Origin of the sequence: Pseudomonas monteilii (assembly GCA_001534745.1) — a bacterium.
Taxonomy (GTDB): domain Bacteria; phylum Pseudomonadota; class Gammaproteobacteria; order Pseudomonadales; family Pseudomonadaceae; genus Aquipseudomonas; species Aquipseudomonas alabamensis.
Genome location: CP013997.1, coordinates 1045290 through 1066289, shown reverse-complemented (window position 1 = coordinate 1066289; position 21000 = coordinate 1045290). Strand labels below are relative to the sequence as shown.

18 protein-coding genes are annotated in these 21000 nt (G+C 66.6%); 1 reads left to right on the top strand and 17 read right to left on the bottom strand.

Translation table 11 applies throughout. The features are described from left to right. Positions 1-11: 11 nt before the first annotated feature. The 14 genes from APT63_04760 to APT63_04695 form a co-directional block, all read right to left on the bottom strand. Positions 12-551, bottom strand: coding sequence for a hypothetical protein (locus tag APT63_04760; GenBank protein AMA44987.1), 540 nt, complete (start codon positions 549-551; stop codon positions 12-14). Positions 552-1014: 463 nt separating this feature from the next. Then, a complete protein-coding gene (locus APT63_04755) occupies positions 1015-2517 on the bottom strand; it encodes a lysine--tRNA ligase (protein AMA44986.1) in 1503 nt (500 codons plus the stop codon). Positions 2518-2610: 93 nt separating this feature from the next. Further along, entirely contained in the window at positions 2611-3525 is a 915-nt protein-coding gene (locus APT63_04750; GenBank protein AMA44985.1) for a peptide chain release factor 2, read from the bottom strand. A 602-nt stretch (positions 3526-4127) separates the two neighbouring features. Beyond that, a complete protein-coding gene (locus APT63_04745) occupies positions 4128-5132 on the bottom strand; it encodes a diguanylate cyclase response regulator (protein ID AMA44984.1) in 1005 nt (334 codons plus the stop codon). A 52-nt stretch (positions 5133-5184) separates the two neighbouring features. Next, positions 5185-6198 (bottom strand): chemotaxis response regulator protein-glutamate methylesterase, encoded by a 1014-nt coding sequence (locus APT63_04740; protein ID AMA44983.1) that lies wholly within the window; start codon positions 6196-6198, stop codon positions 5185-5187. Next, positions 6195-8465 (bottom strand): hybrid sensor histidine kinase/response regulator, encoded by a 2271-nt coding sequence (locus tag APT63_04735; protein AMA44982.1) that lies wholly within the window; start codon positions 8463-8465, stop codon positions 6195-6197. The genes APT63_04740 and APT63_04735 overlap by 4 nt, the downstream gene beginning before the upstream one ends. Next, a complete protein-coding gene (locus APT63_04730) occupies positions 8462-9139 on the bottom strand; it encodes a chemotaxis protein CheW (protein AMA44981.1) in 678 nt (225 codons plus the stop codon). Before APT63_04730 ends, APT63_04735 begins: the two co-directional genes overlap by 4 nt. Further along, entirely contained in the window at positions 9136-10386 is a 1251-nt protein-coding gene (locus tag APT63_04725) for a chemotaxis protein CheR (GenBank protein ID AMA44980.1), read from the bottom strand. Before APT63_04725 ends, APT63_04730 begins: the two co-directional genes overlap by 4 nt. Next, positions 10383-10892, bottom strand: a complete 510-nt coding sequence (locus tag APT63_04720) for a chemotaxis protein CheW (GenBank protein AMA44979.1) — start codon at positions 10890-10892, stop codon at positions 10383-10385. The genes APT63_04725 and APT63_04720 overlap by 4 nt, the downstream gene beginning before the upstream one ends. A gap of 17 nt (positions 10893-10909) precedes the next feature. Beyond that, positions 10910-12532 carry a chemotaxis protein gene (locus APT63_04715; protein AMA44978.1) on the bottom strand — a complete coding sequence of 541 codons (1623 nt, stop codon included), beginning with the start codon at positions 12530-12532 and terminating at the stop codon, positions 10910-10912. 110 nt (positions 12533-12642) lie between these two features. Beyond that, a complete protein-coding gene (locus APT63_04710; GenBank protein ID AMA44977.1) occupies positions 12643-13419 on the bottom strand; it encodes a hypothetical protein in 777 nt (258 codons plus the stop codon). Between the two features lie 165 nt (positions 13420-13584). Further along, complete coding sequence (locus APT63_04705) at positions 13585-14691, bottom strand: oxidoreductase (GenBank protein AMA44976.1); 1107 nt, start codon at positions 14689-14691, stop codon at positions 13585-13587. Between the two features lie 103 nt (positions 14692-14794). Beyond that, on the bottom strand, positions 14795-16504 hold the full coding sequence (locus APT63_04700; protein ID AMA44975.1) for a single-stranded-DNA-specific exonuclease RecJ: 1710 nt from the start codon (positions 16502-16504) through the stop codon (positions 14795-14797). A 28-nt stretch (positions 16505-16532) separates the two neighbouring features. After that, positions 16533-17075, bottom strand: a complete 543-nt coding sequence (locus tag APT63_04695; protein AMA44974.1) for a hypothetical protein — start codon at positions 17073-17075, stop codon at positions 16533-16535. 129 nt (positions 17076-17204) lie between these two features. On the opposite strand from APT63_04695, the gene APT63_04690 reads away from it, so the two are divergent. Then, positions 17205-18404, top strand: a complete 1200-nt coding sequence (locus APT63_04690) for a CoA-transferase (protein ID AMA44973.1) — start codon at positions 17205-17207, stop codon at positions 18402-18404. A gap of 190 nt (positions 18405-18594) precedes the next feature. Here the strand turns inward: APT63_04690 and APT63_04685 are convergent, their stop codons facing one another. The 3 genes from APT63_04685 to APT63_04675 all read right to left on the bottom strand — a co-directional run bounded on the left by APT63_04685 (position 18595) and on the right by APT63_04675 (position 20958). Then, complete coding sequence (locus tag APT63_04685) at positions 18595-18876, bottom strand: hypothetical protein (protein AMA44972.1); 282 nt, start codon at positions 18874-18876, stop codon at positions 18595-18597. A gap of 80 nt (positions 18877-18956) precedes the next feature. Continuing rightward, positions 18957-19397 (bottom strand): hypothetical protein, encoded by a 441-nt coding sequence (locus APT63_04680; protein AMA44971.1) that lies wholly within the window; start codon positions 19395-19397, stop codon positions 18957-18959. Positions 19398-19548: 151 nt separating this feature from the next. Further along, on the bottom strand, positions 19549-20958 hold the full coding sequence (locus APT63_04675) for a threonine synthase (GenBank protein ID AMA44970.1): 1410 nt from the start codon (positions 20956-20958) through the stop codon (positions 19549-19551). Between the last annotated feature and the right edge of the window lie 42 nt (positions 20959-21000).

Sequence of the window (21000 nt, the reverse complement as noted above, 5' to 3'; positions counted from 1 at the left end):
GGGTTGGGGCGTCAGCGAGCGACGCGCTGCAGCCGTGCGGTTTCGACGAACACGTCCGAATTGGCCGGGTCGTCGAGGTAGGCCACGACGCGTTCGGCCGGGCTGTCGATGTGGACACCGGGGACGTCGTCCTGCCCGACGGTGGTGATGCGCCCGGACAGCTCGCGATGGGCGATCGCCTGGCGCAACGGTTCGACGTCCAGGGTGTAGATCACCAACTGCCGGTTTTCGATCAATTCGAATCCACCGATCAGGGCCCCACGGGCGTCGGGCTGCACGCTCGACGCGTACCAGCGCCCGCCATGGTGCGACACGGTGAAGGTGTAGCTGCGGGCCGGCTTGCCGTGCAGGCGGACCTTCGCCCGGTAGGTGTTGTTCGGGAGGGCGCTGATCACCAGATCGACCGGTTCGCCCCAGCCGTCCTTGCTGCTCCAGTGGCCCAGCAAGCCCTTGGGTGCGGGCTGGGTGCCCGGCAGGGGGTCATCGAACGTCGCCAGGCAGCCGCCCAGCAGCAGGAAGGACAGGATCAACAGCTTGCGCCAGACACTCATGAAGCACTCCTTGGAAGGTGCGGTGGCCGGTCGGGGCGTCTGAGCAGGAAAGGTCAGTGGCCGAGACCGCGAGCCTTGGCCTGGCACGGGTGCAGGCGTGCAGCCCTGGCAGGTTTCGATCTTCTAGCTGAGCGGTTGGGGGGCGTCAACCTGAATGAGGGTGGGTGTCGCGAGAAGCGTCGAGCCTGTGTAGGTGAGCGCGTGTCTGCAGTGCTGATCTGATAGGGAGGGGTGGCGGATTTTACGGGCCCTGTGGGCCCGATCGCGGCCGGTCCGGCGCCCCGGCAGGGGCCGCTCCTACACCCGTAGCCACACCGCGATGAGGCGGAGTATGGCGGTCCGTGTGAGCGGCCCCTGCCGGGGCACCGGAACGGCCGCGATCCAAGCCAGCTGTTTGCTCAGCTGTGATCGCGGCCCTGGGGTATCAGAGCACGGCTGTCGCTCTGTAGGCCCCAGCCGCCGGTTACGCCTGCGGACGCATGTGCGGGAACAGGATCACGTCGCGGATCGACGGCGAGTTGGTCAGCAGCATCACCAGGCGGTCGATGCCGATGCCCTCGCCGGCCGTTGGCGGCATGCCGTATTCCAGTGCGCGCACGAAGTCGGCGTCGTAGTGCATGGCCTCGTCGTCACCCGCATCCTTTTCGGCCACCTGGGCCAGGAAACGCTCGGCCTGGTCCTCGGCATCGTTGAGCTCGGAGTAGGCGTTGGCGATTTCGCGGCCACCGATGAACAGCTCGAAGCGGTCGGTGACGCTCGGGTTCTCGTCGTTGCGACGGGCCAGCGGCGAAACCTCGAACGGGTATTCGGTGATGAAGTGCGGCTGCTCCAGCTTGTGCTCGACCAGCTCTTCGAAAATCATCACCTGCAGCTTGCCCAGGCCTTCGTGGCCCAGCACCTTGGCGCCAGCCCGCTTGGCAATGTCGCGCGCACGGTCCACGTCCTGCAGGTCGGCGGCGGTCAGCTCAGGGTTGTACTTGAGGATCGAATCGAACACCGACAGGCGCACGAACGGCTCGCCGAAGTGGAAGACCTTGTCGCCGTACGGCACGTCGGTGCTGCCCAGGACCAGCTGCGCCAGTTCGCGGAACAGTTCCTCGGTCAGGTCCATGTTGTCGCGGTAGTCGGCGTAGGCCTGGTAGAACTCGAGCATGGTGAACTCGGGGTTGTGCCGGGTCGAGACGCCTTCGTTGCGGAAGTTGCGGTTGATCTCGAAGACCTTCTCGAAGCCGCCGACCACCAGGCGCTTGAGGTAGAGTTCCGGGGCGATGCGCAGGAACATGGCCATGTCCAGGGCGTTGTGGTGCGTCTCGAACGGCTTGGCCGCGGCACCGCCGGGAATGGTCTGCAGCATCGGCGTCTCGACTTCGAGGAAGTCGCGCTCGATGAGAAACTTGCGGATGTGCGAGATGACCTGCGAACGTACGCGGAAGGTATGGCGCGTGTCTTCGTTGACCATCAGGTCGACGTAGCGCTGACGGTAGCGCTGCTCGGTGTCGGTCAGGCCGTGGTGCTTGTCCGGCAGCGGACGCAGCGACTTGGTCAGCAGGCGCACGTCGGTCATCTCGACGTACAGGTCGCCCTTGCCCGAACGGGCCAGGGTACCTTCGGCGCTGATGATGTCGCCCAGGTCCCAGGTCTTGACCGCTGCCAGGGTTTCGGCCGGCAGGGTCTTGCGGTTGACGTAGACCTGGATGCGACCGGTCATGTCCTGGATGACCATGAACGCGCCACGGTTGAGCATGATGCGGCCTGCGACCTTGACCGGAATCGCTGCGGCTTCCAGTTCTTCCTTGGTCTTGTCGACGTACTGCTTCTGCAGGTCGTTGCAGTAGCTGTCGCGGCGGAAGTCATTGGGGAAGGCCTGGCCCTTGGCCCGCTCGGCGGCAAGTTTTTCCTTGCGCAGGGCGATCAGGGTGTTCTCTTCCTGTTGCAGGTCTTGCGATTCGGTCTTCAGGTCGCTCATGTCGTCATCGTTTCCATCAGGTATTCATTGCCCTCGCGGGTGAGGGATCGCGCTGGCAGGCTCGCCGACACGGGCCTGCCACGGACGGGAGGGTTACAGCCCCTGCTTGAGGCTGGCTTCCAGGTACTGGTCGATATCACCGTCCAGCACCTTGTTGCAGTCGCTGCGCTCGACACCGGTCCGCAGGTCCTTGATGCGCGAGTCGTCGAGCACGTAGGAACGGATCTGGTGACCCCAGCCGATGTCCGACTTGCTGTCTTCCAGCGCCTGGGACGCGGCATTGCGCTTCTGCATCTCCAGCTCGTACAACTTGGCCCGCAGCATTTTCATGGCGGTGTCCTTGTTGGCGTGCTGGGAACGTTCGTTCTGGCAGGCCACGACCGTGTTGGTCGGCACGTGGGTGATCCGCACCGCCGAGTCGGTGGTGTTGACGTGCTGACCACCGGCCCCGGAGGAGCGGTAGGTGTCGATGCGCAGGTCGGACGGGTTGATCTCGATCTCGACCTTGTCGTCGATCTCGGGCGAGACGAACACCGCGGAGAACGACGTGTGACGACGGGCGCCGGAGTCGAACGGGCTCTTGCGCACCAGACGGTGCACGCCGATCTCGGTGCGCAGCCAACCGAAGGCGTACTCGCCCTTGATGTGCACGGTGGCGCCCTTGATGCCGGCTACTTCGCCTTCGGACAGCTCAATGATGGTGGCGTCGAAGCCGCGCTTGTCGGCCCAGCGCAGGTACATGCGCAGCAGGATGTTGGCCCAGTCCTGGGCCTCGGTGCCGCCGGAGCCGGCCTGGATGTCCAGGTAGGCGTTGTTCATGTCCATCTCGCCGCTGAACATGCGACGGAACTCGAGCTGGGCCAGGGATTCGTCCAGGGCCTGCAGTTCGGTCTCGACGTCGCTGACAGTGCCTTCGTCGTCTTCCTCGACGGCCATGTCGAGCAGGTCCTTGCAGTCGGCCAGACCGTTGGCCAGCTTGTCGAGGGTCTCGACCACCTGGGCCAGCATGGCACGCTCGCGACCGAGGGCCTGAGCGTACTCGGGCTTGTTCCAGACGTTGGGGTCTTCCAGCTCGCGGTTGACTTCGGTCAGACGATCATGTTTGTGATCGTAGTCAAAGATACCCCCGAATGGACTGGGAGCGCTCGGTGAGGTCCTTGATGGTGTTCAGGATCGGTTGGATTTCCATGGCGGGCGGCTCTCGTCGGTAAACAGTGAAAAGCCGAGGAGTATACCTCAAGCCCTGCGGGGCGCGGCAACCGGGAAGCGATGAGACGCCGGGTGGCTTGAAGCGCGTGTCGAGCGACAAGCGAACGCCGGTCGCTGGCGGGCAGGCGGCACGCGTGAACGTGCTCAAGGGCTGCACGTCCTGATCGCTGGCAAGCCAGCTCCCACAGGTCCCGATTCCAACCATGCTTCGGTGTGACGAGCGCCCCCTCTGTGGGAGCGGGCTTGCCCGCGATGCAGGCGGTGACGGACCGGACGCTATCGCTGGCAAGCCAGCTCCCACAAGTCCCGATTGCACCCCTGCTTCGGCGTGACGAGCGCCCTTCTGTGGGAGCGGGCTTGCCCGCGATTGGGCCGCACAGCGGCCCTTCCCTGCCTCGGTCCTAGACGACGCACACCTGATTGCGCCCCGAAGCCTTGGCCTGGTACAGCCCCTTGTCGGCCGCCAGGATCAACTGCCGACACTGACTGCCGATGCTCGGCACATGGGTGGCCAGGCCGATGCTCACGGTCAGGCACGCGTTGGCATGGGGCGAGGTGTGCGGGATGTTCAACGCCACCACGCTCTGACGCAGTTTCTCGGCCACCAACCGGGCGCCGCCCGGGGAGGTATTGGGCAGTACCAGGGCGAACTCTTCACCGCCATAGCGCGCCGGCAGGTCGCTGGGCCGGCCGCACGAACCGCGAATGGCGCCAGCGACCTTGCCCAGGGCCTCATCGCCGGCCAGGTGCCCGAAGGTGTCGTTGAACGCCTTGAAATAGTCCACGTCGATCATCAGCAGCGACAGTTGCTGCTGCTCGCGCATCGCGCGTCGCCATTCCAGCTCCAGGTACTCGTCGAAATGGCGACGGTTGGACAGCCCGGTCAGGCCGTCGGAATTCATCAGCCGCTGCAGCACCAGGTTGGTGTCGAGCAACTGCTGCTGGCTGACGCGCAAGGCGCGGTAGGCCTCGTCGCGTTGCAGCAAGGTCAGGTAAGAGCGCGAGTGGTAGCGGATGCGCGCCACCAGCTCGATGGTGTCGGGCAGCTTGACCAGGTAGTCGTTGGCGCCGGCGGCGAAGGCCGCGCTCTTGATCAGGGCGTCTTCCTTGCTCGACAGCACGATGATCGGGATGTCCTGCGTGGCCGGATGGGCACGGTACTCGCGCACCAGGCTCAGGCCGTCGAGCCCGGGCATGACCAGGTCCTGGAGAATGACCGTCGGCTTGAGCTCGATGGCCTGCTCCAGCGCCTGGCGTGGGTCGGCACAGAAATGGAAATCGATGTTGTCTTCATGGGCCAGGCTACGCCGCACCGCTTCACCGATCATGGCCTGGTCATCGACCAGCAGCACCATCGCCGACTGCGCGTCGGTGTGCATCAAGCCTTCCAGCGAGAGTTCGCTCATTGAGGGACCACTGGGCTGGCGGCGGGTAGGCGCTGCATGTCATTGCTGGTTTTCATGTCGGGAAACTGTCCGTCAAACGTTGAGCGATGCCGTCCAATGGGCGAATTTCCACCGCGGCGTCGATGGCCGCGGCAGCCTTGGGCATGCCATACACTGCACTGCTGTGCTGGTCCTGGGCAATGGTCAGAAAGTCGTGTTGGCGCATGGCCTTCAACCCCTGAGCGCCATCGCGCCCCATGCCGGTGAGCAAGACCCCAACCGCGTCCCCGGTCCAGAACCGCGCAACGCTGTCAAAGAACACATCGATGGAAGGTCGATAGATCTCGTCCACTGGGTCGGCTGTATAAGCCAAAATGCCACTACTGAGCAAGCGCAGATGGTGATTGGTGCCAGCCAGCAGTACCTGGCCCGGCTGCGGGGTCTCGCCTTCGCGGGCCAGACGCACGGGCAAGGTGGACACACTGTTCAGCCAGTCGGCCATGCCACCGGCGAAGACCTGGTCGACATGCTGCACCAGCACGATGGCCGCAGGAAAATTTCTGGGCAGTGCCCGCAGGATGACTTCCAGCGCGGCGGGTCCACCGGCGGACGAGCCGATGGCCACCAATTTCTGCCGTTGCACGGTGGGCCGCGGGGCAGCCGGCAGGCTGCGTACTGTCTCGCTGCGCTGCTGGCCGATCAGCCAGCCGATGTTGAAGATCTTGCGCAACAAGGGTGCCGCCGCCTCGCGCGGATCGCCTGCACCCAGTGCCGGGGTGTCCACCACGTCCAGCGCGCCGTGCCCCATGGCCTCGAAGACCCGGTGCACGTTCTGCTTGCGATCGACGGTGACGATGACGATGGCGCAAGGGGTTGTGGCCATGATCTGGCGCGTGGCCTCCACACCGTCCATCACCGGCATGATCAGGTCCATCAGGATCAGGTCCGGCGTCTGCTCGGTGCAGCGCCGGACGGCTTCGGCACCGTTGCTGGCCACCCAGATCACCTGATGGGCCGGCTCGAACGCCAAGGCGCGGCGCAGGGCTTCCAGCGCCATGGGCATGTCGTTGACAAGAGCAATCTTCATCCTTGCGCCACTCCGATCAAATCGACCACGGCATCCAACAACGCGTCGTCATGGAAGCTGGCCTTGGCCAGATAATAGTCGGCCCCGGCGTCCAGACCACGCCGTCGGTCTTCTTCACGATCCTTGTAGGACACCACCATGACCGGCAACGACTGCAACCGCTGGTCACGGCGTACCAACGTCACCAGCTCGATACCGTCCATGCGCGGCATGTCGATGTCGGTGATCAGCAGGTCGAAGGCCTCGCCACGCAGGGCATTCCAGCCATCCATGCCATCCACCGCCACGGCCACGTCGTAGCCTCGGTGGGTCAGCAGCTTGCGCTGCAGCTCGCGCACGGTGAGCGAGTCGTCCACCACCAGGATGCGCTTGCGTGGCAGCCCTGCCACGGTACCGGCGCCGGGCTCGATGCGCTCCAGGCGTCCGGTGCCGAGCAGCTTGTCCACCGAACGCAGCAGGTCCTCGACATCCACGATCAGGACCACGCGACCGTCGTCCAGCAAGGCACCGGCCGAAATGTCCTGCACCTTGCCCAGCCGTGGATCGAGCGGCATCACCACCAGCACGCGCTCGCCGAGCAGACGGTCGACCGCCACGCCGTACAGGCGCGTCTGCTCGCGGATGATCACCACGGCCATGTCGGACGCCTGCCCGGTGTCCCGAGGCCGGTCGAGCAGCTGACTGGCGGCGACCAGGCCGACCAGTTGCCCCTCGTACCAGAAATGCTGGCGCCCTTCGGCCTGCACCACCGACGTGCTCGCCACCCGCACCGTGCGCTCGATGTGCGCCAAGGGGAAGGCATAAGCCTCGCCGCTGACCTCGACCACCAGGCTGCGCACCACCGACAGGGTCAGCGGCACTTCGAGGTGGAAACGACAGCCCTGGCCAGCCACCTGGGTCAGGCGAATGGCCCCATGCAGCTCGCGCACCATGTGCTGCACCGCATCCAACCCTACGCCCCGCCCGGACACCTCGGTCACCGTGTCGCGCAGGCTGAAGCCTGGCAGGAACAGGAAGCTGAGCAGCTCCTCTTCACTCATTTCGGCCACGGTCTCGGCCGGGGACAGGCCGCGCTGGACGATGCTGCGGCTCAAGGCCCGCAGATCGACCCCGGCACCGTCGTCGCTCAGCTCGAGCACCAGCAGGCCGGCCTGATGCGAGGCACGCAGGCGAATCGTGCCGCGCTCGGGCTTGCCAGCCAGTACCCGTTGCGCCGGAAGTTCCAGCCCATGGTCCACCGCGTTGCGCAGCAGGTGGGTCAAGGGCGCGTCGAGCTTTTCCAGCACGTCGCGGTCGACCTGGGTCTTGTCGCCCTCGATGTGCAGCCGGGCCTGCTTGCCCAGCGATCGTCCCAGGTCACGCACCATGCGGCCCTGCCCGGTCAACACATCGGCGATCGGGCGCATGCGGCAGGCCAGCGCAGTGTCGTAGAGCGATTGCGCACGCTGGCCGGCCTGCCAGCCGAACTCGTCCAGCTCGGCGGCCTGCTGCTGCAGCACTTCACGGGTCTGGACCAGCAGGCGCTGGGTCTGCGCCAGCGCATCGATGACCTCGACATCGTGGGGCTTGCCTTCGATCTGGGTGCGCAGGTCGTCGAGCGCGCGCATGCCCTGGTCGTGCAGGCGCCTGAGGCGCTGCAAGGTGGTCAGCAAGGGCTTGAGCCGCTGCGTCTCGACCAGTGCCTTGCTGGACAGGTCCAGCAGGCTGTCGAGCCGGTCGGCAGTGACCCGCAGCACCCGCTCGGCGCCCTCCCCGGCACGCCTGGCCGGCTCGGGGATAGTCGGCTCTGCCACGGCAGGCGACGGGATCGACGGTGCGGGTGACGGCGAGGCTTCAGGCACGGGCGCAGGCGGCTCGAACGTGCGCTCCGGCGCAGCAGGCGAAGCCAGCAGCCCAGCGATACGCGCCAGGAACCCCGGCACGGCGTCACGGGCCTGGGTATCGCTCGGCGTGGCGATGCGCATCAGCAGGTCGGTACCTTGCAGCAGCGCATCGATGTGTTCGGCACGCAGGCGCAACTGCCCCTGCTGGGCGGCGACCAGGCAATCCTCCATGACATGGGCGACCTGCACGCCGGCATCGAGGCCGACGATACGCGCCGCCCCCTTGAGCGAGTGCGCCGCACGCATGCACGCCTCCAGCTGATCGGCCTGCCGGGGATCGCGCTCCAACGACAGCAGGCCGACATTGAGCACCTGCGTCTGGGCCTCGGCTTCGAGGGCGAACAGTTCCAGCAGCGAGGCATCGCGCATCTGTTCGGGGGTCATGACAGGCTCCGGTTCACGGCGGCCACCACCTGCTGTTGATCGAGCACGCGCACGGTGCGCTCACGCCAGTGCAACAGCGCCGCCGTGAAGGGCGCGGCCTGCCCCTCGTTCGCCTGTACATCGATCGCCAGGCGATGAATGCCCTCGACTTCATCCACGGCCAACACCACCGGCCCCTGGGGCGTGGTCAACGTCAGCATGCGCGGCACGCAGCGCCGGGTCGCTGCTGGCGATGTCCCAGGGTCGATCTGCAACAGCGCGACCAACGACAGGCACGGCACCAGGGCACCGCGCACGTTGGCCACGCCCTGCAAGGCCTGCGAGCGTTGATGGGGCAAGGAATGAATGGTCTGCATCGGAGCGATCTCGACCAGGCAGGCCGTAGGCAGGGCCAGCCATTCCTGCCCCAGACGGAACAGCAACAGCGGACGCCCTTCGGCAGATGCCGACGAGACCGGCACCGTCGCCTGCTCCGCCTCTGCCGCCTGACGAACCAGCGCATACCGGTCAAGCAGGCGTGTCGCCGCCTCGGCATGGACCTCGCAGTTGCGACAGTGCACGTGCTCGACCAGCCGCGCGCAGCTGCGATCGCCTTGCACACCGATGCGATTCCAGCAGTCGTCGATACGGTCAGCGTCCTCGGCGATCAGGGGGATGCGTGGCGCGTCCATCATTCAACCTCCCCGCGTGCACGTGCCGCCCGGGCCAGCAGACGCTGTGCACCGGGCGCATCGCCGTTGGCCGTCAGCAGCGCGGCCAGTTGCGCCAGGGCCTCGGCATGTTGAGGCTCCAGATACAGCGCCTTGCGGTACAGCTGCTGGGCCTGCTGGGCATCGCCGGCGGTATCGCTGAGCAGACCCAGCCAGTAGAACACCTGCGCGCGCGGTTCAAACTGCTGCAGGTAGCGCTGGCAGGTACGCCGCGCCTCGTCGCTGGCCCCGGCATTGGCCTGGGCGCGAATCTGGGCGAGCAGTTCGGCTTCGCTGTCGCGGCGAATCGGGGCGGCCACCGGCGCGGGTGCCGAGGCCACCTGGCGCAGTGGCCGTGGCGGTGCAGGCAAGGGCCGAGGCATCGGGGGTGGGGAAAACGCTCGAGGCCTGCTCGCGGGCGCACGGGGCGTCGGCGGCGGCGCCTGGCGGACGTAGGCGAACGACTGCGGGACGCCCAACGGACGCATGCCCAGGCGCGCCAGCAGGCTCCCTTCGGCAGGCCCGATGAACAGCACGCCGTCGGCATGCGTCATCAACGTCAGCACCTCGAAGGCGCGCTGCTGGGTCGGGGTGTCGAAATAGATCAGCAGATTGCGGCAGAACACGAAATCGTAATGCCCGGCACGGGCTTCGAGCCGCGGGTCGAGCAGATTGCCAGCGCGCAGGTCGACCTGACGGCGGACCCGCTCGTCGAGCCGGTGGCCGTCGGCCTCCACGTGGAAGTAGCGCTCGCGAAACCCCAGGTCGGTGCCGCGAAAGGCATTGCGCCCGTAGACACCGCGTTCGGCCTTGGCGATCGAGTCCGGGCTGATGTCCATCGCGTCGACCCTGAAGGCGCTGCCCGGCACGCCGGCATCGAGCAGGGCCATGGCGATGGAATACGGTTCCTCGCCCGTGGAACAGGGCAGACTCAGGATGCGCAGGGGGCGGCTGTCGTGGAGCGCGGCCAGCCGTGTGCGGGCCAGTGTCGCCAACGCGCCGAACGACTCGGGGTAGCGGAAGAACCAGGTTTCCGGAACGATGACCGCTTCGATCAGGGCCTGCTGCTCCTGGGGCGAATGCTGCAGGCTCAGCCAATAGTCATCCAGGCCGTTCAGCCCAAGGGCGTCGCAGCGCTGACGCAGGGCGCGCTGCACCATGGTCTCGCCCACCGAAGCGACGTCCAGCCCGATCCGCTGGTGGAGAAAATCGAAGAACCGCTGCTCGATCATGATGACCTCGTCTCGACCGGCACGGGGAACAGCACGGCGCGGACATCATCGGGCAACAACTGCCCGACCTCGATGCGCTGCAACAGGCCTTGCGCATCCTCGAGCACCGGCCCCAGGTAACGTGCCTGGCCCGTGTCCAGCCCGTAGGGTCTGAAGGCTTCGGCAGGATGCCGCACGGTGTCGGTGGCCCGCTCGAGCACCAGCCCCAATGGCTGGCGTGCCGCAGTCGTCTCGGGCTGATAGTGCACCAGCACCAGGCGGGTGCTGGTCCGGCGTTGCGCTGGCCGACCGACACTGCGTGACGACAGGTCGAGCACCGGAATCAGCTGGCCTCGGTGGGCCAGGAGGCCGACGACCCAGGCAGGCGCCTCGGCGATCGGTTTGAGCGCACGCCAGGGCAGCACTTCGATCACCTCGCGCACGTCCACGGCAAAGCGTTGCTCGCCCAGGGTGAACTGCAGATACAGGGTGCCCTTGGCATGCGTCGATGACGAAGGTGCGGACATCGGCAAGTCCACCGCGCTCACACCTTGAAGCGCGACACGCCGCCGCGCAGCCCCACCGCGACCTGGCTCAGCTCGTCGATGGCCGAGCTGGCCTGGCGCAGGGATTCGACGGTCTGGGTGCTGGCATCGCTGAGCTGGGCCAGCGCCTGGTTGATCTGCTCGGCGCCCGTGGCCTGGGCCTGCATGCCATCGTTGACCATCAGCACCCGGGGGGCCAGCGCCTGCACCTGATGAATGATCTGGGTCAGCTGCTCGCCCACCTGCTGCACCTCGAACATGCCTCGGCGCACTTCTTCGGAGAACTTGTCCATGCCCATCACCCCCGCCGACACCGCAGACTGGATCTCGCGCACCATCTGCTCGATGTCGTAGGTGGCCACGGCGGTCTGGTCGGCCAGGCGACGCACCTCGGTGGCGACCACGGCGAAGCCGCGGCCATACTCGCCGGCTTTCTCGGCCTCGATGGCGGCGTTGAGCGACAGCAGGTTGGTCTGGTCGGCGACCTTGACGATGGTCACCACGACCTGGTTGATGTTGCCGGCCTTCTCGTTGAGGATCGCCAGCTTGGCATTGACCAGATCGGCGGCGCCCATCACCTGGTGCATGGTCTCTTCCATGCGCGCCAGCCCCTGCTGGCCCGAACCGGCCAGCACCGAAGCCTGGTCCGCTGCCGAGGTCACCTCGGTCATGGTGCGCACCAGGTCACGGGAGGTCGCGGCGATCTCCCGCGAGGTCGCGCCGATCTCGGTGGTGGTCGCGGCCGTCTCGGTGGCCGTCGCCTGCTGCTGGCGCGACGTGGCGGCGATCTCGGTGACCGAGGTGGTCACCTGCACCGACGAGCGCTGCGCCTGGGACACCAGGGCCGCCAGGGATTCGGCCATCTCGTTGAAGCCGGTCTGCACGGCATCGAACTCGTCCTTGCGGTCGAGGTTCAGGCGCATGCTCAAATCCCCGGAGCGCAGGCGATCGAGGGCTTCGACCATGGCGCGCATGGGTGTGGTGATGGCGCGCAGCAAGAGCAGGCCGCAGACGCCAGCGGCGACGATCGCCAGGGCCAGGGACACGATCATGCTGCCTTTGGCCGTGGCCACGGCGACCACGATCGCATCGCTGGCCTGATCGGCGGCTTCACGGTTTCGCTCGATGACGGTATTGAGGTGCTTGCGCCCTTCCATCCAGACCGGCGTCAACTGGTCGGTGATCAGCCGTTCGGCCTGGGCATAGTTGCGCTGCCGATAGGCTGCCAGCACTTGGTTGACCAGGGTCATGTAGTCCTGCTCCAGCTTGACGAAGACGTCGAAACTGGCTTGGTCGTCCGGGGTGCGGATGGTGCCCTGGTAGCTGGCCATGTGCTGCTTGAGGCGGTCCTCGAAGTTCTTGTAGAGCTCCAGGTCCGTCGAGGTGATCTCGCGATGGCCGCTGAGGCCGACCAGCTGCTGGCTGGTGACGTAGCTGTCGACCCAGGCGCTGCGGATCATCGAGCTGTAGTAGACGCCGGGAATGCTATCCGAGCCGACGGCTTCTTCGCTGGCCTCGATGGCCACCAGCCTGGAATAGGCCGCCACGATCATCAGCAGCATGATGGCGATGATCACGGCAAAGCTTGCCAGGATACGGTGGCGCAGTGTCCAGTTCTTCACGGTCAGCCCTCAACGATACTACGAGCGGAAAAATCGCCGAAGTATAGCGCACGCGTCCTACACGTTGCGGCTGATCTGATTGCGAACGGGCGTCCTTGCCCTGTCAGGCATCACGGGCCAGGCGTGACATCCGCAGCGGCCTTGGCCTGGCTTTCAAGCTCCTGGCGCAGGGCAGGCTCCAGCTTCAGCTGGCGGGCCAGTTCGTCGAGGTAGGCGCGCTCCATGAAGCTTTCCTGATCCACCACCATGACGCTGGCCAGGTACATCTCGGCAGCCATTTCCGGTGTCTGCGCCGCGCGCGCGACCTCGGCCGGGTCCAGGGGGCGCTCGAGCTGCTGATGCAACCACTGTTTCATCTCTGGATCGTTGTCCAGTTTGACGAACTCACCTTCGATGGCTGCGCGCTCCTGCTCATCCACATGCCCGTCGGCCTTGGCCGCGGCCACCAGGGCGGTGAGGATGGCCTGGCTGTGCTGCTCGGCCTGGTCGGCCGGCAGCCGGTCGATGGTCTGCGGCTCGGCAGCGTTGGCCTGGCCCTGCTGCGCCTGCCAGTTGCCCAGCGCCTTGTAGGCCAGTACGCCCAGTGCGGCCAGCCCCCCATAGGTGAGCGCCTTGCCGCCGTACTTGCGGGCCTTCTTGCTGCCCATCAGCACGCCCAGGGCACTGGCGGCCATGGCGCCGCCACCGGCCCCCGACAGCAGGCCACCCAACCCACCCGACTGGCCTTTGCCGCCCCCGAGCAGGCTGCCCAGCCCACCCCCGCCCTGGGTGGCGCCCTTGGCGGCGCCCAGCAGATCGCTCAGCCCGCCCCCTTTGCCCGAGGCGCGGTCCTGAAGCAGCGATTGGCCGGATTTGAACAGGTTTTCGAGCAAGGCACGGGTGTTCATCTGCAGTCTCCTGAAGGGAATGGCTTGCAGATTAGAGTCCTTGGCTTAACGGGCGCTTAAAAGATTGTGCTTCGGGATGTTGCGTGGGCTACGAGAGCCGTCTGCCCCGCACCCTGGGCCAGGGCGCGACCCTGGGCACGCGACGAGCGGCCCAGGGCCATGCCGTCAGTCGCGCAGGTCCGACTCGTGAATCGGTTGATCGCGGTGGGTGGCGCGCTGGTATTGCGCCGGCCAGACCGCCTGCTTGCCGCCCAGGTCGTCGTCGGCATGCAGGGGCCAGTAAGGATCGCGCAGCAGCTCCCGGGCCAGGAAGATCATGTCCGCCTGCCCGGTACGCAGGATGTGCTCGGCCTGGGCCGGTTCGGTGATCATGCCCACCGTGCCGGTGGCCAGCCCCGACTCCTTGCGCACCTTCTCGGCGAAGCGCGTTTGATAGCCTGGCCCGGTCGGGATCTCGGCGTTGGCCGAGGTGCCGCCAGAGGACACGTCGATCAGGTCGACACCCAAGGCCTTCAGGCGCCGGGCCAGTTCGACGGTTTCTTCCGGGTTCCAGCCGTCCTCGACCCAGTCGGTGGCCGAAACGCGCACGAACAGCGGCAGGTCCTGAGGCCAGACCTCACGCACGGCCTCGGTCACTTCCAGCGTCAGGCGGATACGGTTCTCGAAGCTGCCGCCGTAGCTGTCGCGCCGCTGGTTGCTCAGAGGCGAGAGGAACTGGTGCAGCAGGTAGCCGTGGGCGGCGTGGAGCTCGACCACCTTGAAGCCCGCCGTCAGGGCGCGGCGGGCCGAGGCCACGAAGGCCTGCACCATGTCCTGTATCTGCCCCTCGCTCAGCTCGAGGGGCGCGGTGTGCTCAGGGTCGAAGGCGATCGGCGAGGGCCCGACGGGTTGCCAACCGCCCTGCTCGACCGACACGCTGCCGTGCTTGCCCAACCAGGGGCGATGGGTACTGGCCTTGCGCCCGGCATGGGCCAGCTGGATGGCTGGCACCGAGCCTTGGGCGACGATGAAGCGGGTGATGCGCTGCAGCGGCGCGATCTGCTCGTCGTGCCACAGCCCCAGGTCTTCGGCGGTGATGCGGCCGTCCGGCGTCACCGCGACGGCTTCGGTCATGACCAGCCCTGCGCCACCGACGGCGCGGCTGCCCAGGTGGACCAGGTGCCAGTCGTTGGCCAGGCCATCGACGCTGGAGTACTGGCACATCGGCGAGACCGCGATGCGGTTGGGCAAGGTCAGCTGGCGCAGGGTGTACGGCTCGAGCAGCAGGCTCATGGAAGGTCCTCCGAAGGCGGCAAGGGGACCGGCCGTGCTCACCCGTGGAGGGCAAGCCGCATGCCGGCTTCTCTGAGCCTAGACCCGTTTTGCCGTACCCGGTTCAGCGCGGTTCGAGGTGCGTGATCAGCAACTGGACGCTTTCCTGGCCGCGAAACTCGTTGACGTCCAGCTTGTAGGCCACTTCCACCCAACGCACGGCAGGGTCGGGCCAGACGGCGAGATCGACGCCAAAGGCGATCCCATCCAGACGCACGCTGCCGCATTCACTCTTGAGCACCACCTTCAGATGACGCTCGCCGACGATGCGTTGCTCGACCAGCTGGAACACCCCGTGGAACAGCGGTTCTGGAAAATGCTGGCCCCAGGGGCCGGCATGGCGCAACGCGCGCGCCAGCTCCAGGTGGAACTCCTCCACCGCCAGGGTACCGTCCGACAGCAGGCGGCCGGTCAGGTCCTCTTCGCGCAGCTGGCGTCGCACTTCCTCGTCGAAGGCCTCGGCGAACGCCGGGAAATGCTCGGCGGGCAGCGACAGCCCGGCGGCCATCGCATGCCCGCCGAACTTGCTGATCAGCGCCGGGTGACGGGCCGCCACCGCATCCAGGGCATCGCGCACGTGAAAGCCTGGCACCGAACGCGCCGAGCCCTTGAGCATGCCGTCGCCTGCATCGGCGAAGGCGATGGTCGGGCGGTGGTAGCGCTCCTTCAGGCGCGAGGCCAGGATGCCGATCACGCCCTGATGCCAGTCGGCGTCGAACAGGCACAGGCCGTAGGGCATGGACTCGATGGGCAGGTCCTTGAGCTGCGCCAGCGCCTCGCGCTGCATGCCTTGCTCGATGGACTTGCGGTCGCGGTTGAGGTCGTCCAGCTGGGCGGCCATGTCGCGTGCCAGGTCCGGGTCGTCGCACAGCAGGCACTCGATCCCCAGGCTCATGTCGTCCAGGCGGCCGGCCGCGTTGAGCCGAGGCCCGAGGATGAAGCCGAGGTCCGTGGAACTGATGCGCTGAGGCTCGCGCCGTGCGACCTCGAGGATCGCCTTGATGCCGGGACGGGCGCGCCCTGCACGGATGCGTTCGAGGCCCTGGTGGACCAGAATGCGGTTGTTGGCATCCAGCGGCACCACGTCCGCCACGCTGCCCAATGCCACCAGGTCCAGCAGTTCGCCGATGTTCGGCTGTGGCTGGGCGTCGTAGCGGCCCAGGCTGCGCAGGCGCGCGCGCAGCGCCATCAGCACGTAGAAGATGACCCCCACGCCGGCCAGCGACTTGCTCGGAAACGGACAGCCGGGCTGGTTCGGGTTGACGATGGCATCGGCGTCGGGCAACTGCGGCCCCGGCAGGTGGTGGTCGGTGACCAGTACCGTCAGCCCAGCGGCCTTGGCGGCGGCGACCCCCTCGACACTGGAGATGCCATTGTCCACGGTCAGCAGCAGGTCCGGCTGGCGCTGCAGGGCGACCTCGACGATCTCCGGGGTCAAGCCGTAGCCATAGTCGAAGCGGTTGGGCACCAGGTAATCGACGTGGGCAGCGCCGAGCAGGCGCAGCCCGAGCACACCGACGGTGCTGGCGGTGGCGCCGTCGGCATCGAAGTCGCCGACGATGAGGATGCGCTGGCCCGCCTCGATCGCCTGCACCAGTAGCTCGACCGCCCTGTCGATCCCCTTGAGCTGCTGGTACGGCAGCAGGCGCGCCAGGCTCTTGTCCAGCTCGCCTTCGCACTGCACGCCACGCGCGGCGTACAGGCGTGTGAGCAAGGGCGGCAGCGGCCCGAGGAACGGCAGGGTGTCAGGCAGTGGACGGGGTTCGATACGCATGGCCATCTTCAGTTGGAATCGGGGGACATCAGCCGCGCTCGCCGAGCAGCCACTCGAGCTGGACTTCGTGCTGGCCACGGTCGTCGGTGACGAACACGGTGCCTTCGCTGATCATCACGTCCCACTTGATGGTGCGCGGCATGTCCTTGGCCAGGACCTCCAGCACCTCTTGCGGCACGGCGGCGATGTTCAGGTTCTTCAAGCCCTTGACCGCATCGACCACCTTGCCCTGCCAGACGCGCAGGCTGCCATAGGCCAGCAGGCTGGTGCGCTCGGTGCGGCGCGAGCACCAGGTCAGGCGCTCGGCATCCGGCTGGCCGACTTCGATCCAGTGCAGGATGCGGTCGTCCAGGCTGCGCTCCCACAAGGCGGCTTCGTCGACGTCCGACAGACCGCGCCCGAACGCCAGTTGCTCGTTGTACCACAGCGCGTAGGCCAGCAAGCGCACGGCCAGCCGCTCTTCGGTCTCGGACGGATGGCGGGCGATGGTCTGGCGAACGCTTTCGTAGACACCTCGGTCGAGGTCGGTCAGGTTGAGTTCGAACTTGTAGGTGGTGGACGGCTGGGCCATGGACGCGGGCTTCTGCAAGAAAAGGCGCACAGTCTACCTGATCCTGCTGCCAGGTGGGTCGCAGCGGTATCGGCCCGACGAGGGCCTGTGGTAAAACCGGGCGCCTGTTCCCACCGCCATGGATGCGTCATGACTATGCCCAGCAAACCCCTCGCCGGCCTCAAGGTCGTCGAACTCGGCACCTTGATCGCCGGCCCCTTCGCGTCGCGCATCTGTGCCGAGTTCGGTGCCGAGGTCGTGAAGATCGAATCGCCCGACGGGGGTGATCCGCTGCGCAAGTGGCGCAAGCTCTACGAGGGGACGTCCCTGTGGTGGTTCGTGCAGGCGCGCAACAAGCAGTCGCTGACGCTCAACCTCAAGCACCCCGAGGGCCTGGACGTGCTCAAGCGGTTGCTGGCCGAGGCCGACATCCTGATCGAGAACTTCCGCCCCGGGGTGCTGGAGAAACTCGGCCTGGGCTGGGAGGTGCTGCACGCGCTCAACCCGCGCCTGGTCATGGTCCGGTTGTCGGGGTTCGGCCAGACCGGTCCGATGAAGGACCAGCCAGGCTTCGGCGCGGTCGGTGAATCCATGGGTGGCCTGCGCTACATCACCGGTTTCGAGGACCGCCCGCCCGTGCGCACGGGCATTTCCATCGGTGATTCCATTGCAGCGCTGTGGGGCGTGATCGGCGCGCTCATGGCCTTGCGTCATCGCGACGTCAACGGTGGACAGGGCCAGGTGGTGGACGTGGCGCTGTACGAGGCCATCTTCGCGATGATGGAGAGCATGGTGCCGGAGTTCGACGTGTTCGGGTTCATTCGCGAGCGCACCGGCAACATCATGCCCGGCATCACCCCCTCCTCCATCCACACCTGCGCCGATGGCCGCCACGTGCAGATCGGCGCCAACGGCGATGCGATCTTCCAGCGCTTCATGCGCGCCATCGATCGCGCCGACCTGGCCGATGACCCGGCGCTGGCGAGCAACGATGGCCGTGATCGGCGGCGCGATGAGCTGTACGGCGTGATCGATCGCTGGGCAGGCGGGTTGCCCCTGGACGAGGTCGTGAGCGTACTCAATGCGGCGGGCGTGCCGGTCAGCCGTATCTACTCGGCCGAAGACATGTTCAGCGATCCGCAGTTTCTGGCACGCGAGATGTTCCTTCAGGCCAAGCTGCCCGATGGCACGCCATTCCGGATGCCGGGGATCGTGCCGAAACTGTCGGAAACGCCCGGCGGCACCGAGTGGGTGGGGCCGGCGCTGGGCGAGCATACCGAGACGGTGCTGGCGGGGCTGGGATTCGACGCTGAAGCCATCGCAGGGCTGCGGGCACGCGGGGTGGTCTAGTACAGCGGGGCGCGGACGGAAAGTATCGCGGGGACGTTCCACACGCCCACATGAACGCCGGAAAAAAGAAACCCCGGGCGCTGGGGAAGACGCCCGGGGTCAAGCGAAAGCCCTTGGGAGCTTTCCGAGGCAGCCAGCCAACACCGGAGCAAAGCGCCGCACGACTGCCATTACCTGTCTGACGGCGCCCTCAGGCGAAGGTTCCCACCGACTGCTGGCAGTGCTGCAGGGCAGCGATCACACAGGGCTGCAGACGTCCTTCGGCGATTTGCAAGTCGCGGTGCAACCCATCCACCAGGTCTACCAGCAGGCGCTGGTCCTGCAGTTGCGAGAGGGTCACGGCGCGCCGCAGCACCAGGCGACCTTGACGGTCGAAGAGCGACAGGTCACGCATCGAACGGGCATCGGTTTCACCGAGGGTGGCGTGATAGGGAGTCAAGGCTTCATTGAGCAGTTTGCAGATTCGTTCCATCCGACTCACTCGCTTGTTCTGGTTAGGTAGGAAGACTGACCGTGCCAGGGCAGAGAAAGTTCGCGCATGCCTGGCCTGGTTCAGCGAGCATGCGAGGTCGTCATGACCGTTTGCTGACAGCGCCTGCTCAGGCGCGGGCTGCTGCGCCGCAACCGCTGCAGGTGACGCGCCAGGGCCAGGGTCGACAAGGGCCAGTCCAGTTCGCCCAGCACCCAGAGGCCGAGCGCCTGCGCTTGGCGGGCCAGGTCGCGTTCGCCGTCGCGCGGATGACCGACGAACAGGACAGCACGCGCGCCCTGACTGCGGGCCATGCGCTGGAGCAACCGCGTGCCTTCTGCCAGGCGAACGCCATGGTCCACCACCAGCAGGTCGAAGGGGCGATCACGCTTGAGCCAGGTGCAGGCCAGTGCCAGGTCGTCGCTCACCCGGACGTCGTACACGCCCTGGGCGTTCAAGGCCTGGTGCAGGTGAATCTGGTGGAAGGGGCTGTGCTGATGAATCAGGACGCTCAGACGGTCCATGCATTTCTCCTGCAGTAGACGGGCACGACGGCCGGCCACTGTAGGGAAGGTCTTCTAGAGCGGTCTGTAGGAAATAACTGAAGGACGTAGGGAAATAGCCTAGAGGCGACCTGAAAACGGCGCCTTCTGGCGCCGTTCCCGAACCGCTGGATTAAAGCGGCTTGCCGCGGTTGCCATGCTGCGCCACGAAGGCCTGGACGGCCTTGAGGTCGTTGGGCAGGACCGTGCAACGCTCTTCGCGGCTGAACAGGTCGCTCAGGTGGCTTGGCAGCTCCAAGGCTTTGCCGACGCCGGCCTGCTCCACGGCTTCCGGGAACTTGACCGGATGGGCAGTCCCCAGGATCACCATCGGGGTGTCGAGGCTGCGACGGCACTCGCGGGCGGCCTTGACGCCGATGGCCGTGTGCGGGTCGAGCACCTCGCCGGTCCGGGCGAAGACCTCGGCGATGGTCTGGCAGGTCTGCTCGTCACTGACCGCGAGGGAGTCGAACAGCTTGCGGGCTTCGGTCCAGCGGTCTTCTTCCACCGTGAAGCCGCCGCCCTGGCGGAAGCGATCCATCAGCTCGGCGATCGCCGCGCCACTGCGACCGTGCAGGTCGAACAGCAGGCGCTCGAAGTTCGACGACACCATGATGTCCATCGACGGCGACAGGGTGGCGTGCAGGGTTTCCTTGACGTAGCGGTTGCCACTCATGAACCGGTGCAGGATGTCGTTGCGGTTGGTGGCGACCACCAGCTGACTGATCGGCAGCCCCATGTTGCGCGCCAGGTAACCGGCGAAGATGTCGCCGAAGTTGCCGGTCGGCACCGAGAAGGCCACCGAACGCGCCGGCCCGCCCAGCTGCAGGGCAGCATGGAAGTAGTAGACGATCTGGGCCATGATCCGCGCCCAGTTGATCGAGTTCACCGCCACCAGACGGGTGCCCTTGAGGAAGGACTGGTCGGCGAAGCTGGCCTTGACCATCTCCTGGCAGTCGTCGAAGTTGCCTTCGATGGCGATGTTGTGGATGTTCTCGCCGAGGATGGTGGTCATCTGCCGACGCTGCACCTCCGACACGCGCTGGTGCGGGTGCAGGATGAAGATGTCGACGTTGTCGCACCGGCGGCAGCCTTCGATGGCGGCCGAACCGGTGTCGCCACTGGTGGCGCCGACGATCACCACACGCTCGCCGCGCTTGAGCAGCACGTGATCGAGCAGGCGACCGAGCAGTTGCAGGGCGAAGTCCTTGAACGCCAGGGTCGGGCCGTGGAACAGCTCCATGACCCATTCGTTACTGTCGAGCTGACGCAGCGGCGCCACGGCAGCATGGGCGAACTCGCCGTAGGTCTCTTCGAGGATCCGCTTGAAGTCGGCATCGGCGATGCTGCCTTCGACGAACGGACGCATCACCCGGAAGGCCAGCTCGTGGTACGGCAGACCGGCCCAGGACGCGATCTCTTCCTGGGTGAAGCGTGGCAGGTTCTCCGGCACGTAAAGGCCGCCGTCGCTGGCAAGGCCCGCCAGCAGGACGTCTTCGAAGTTCAGGGCCGGCGCCTGGCCGCGAGTGCTGATGTAGCGCATGTGTGCAAACCTCTGGGCGCGGGGCGGGGACGTAAGCTGCAA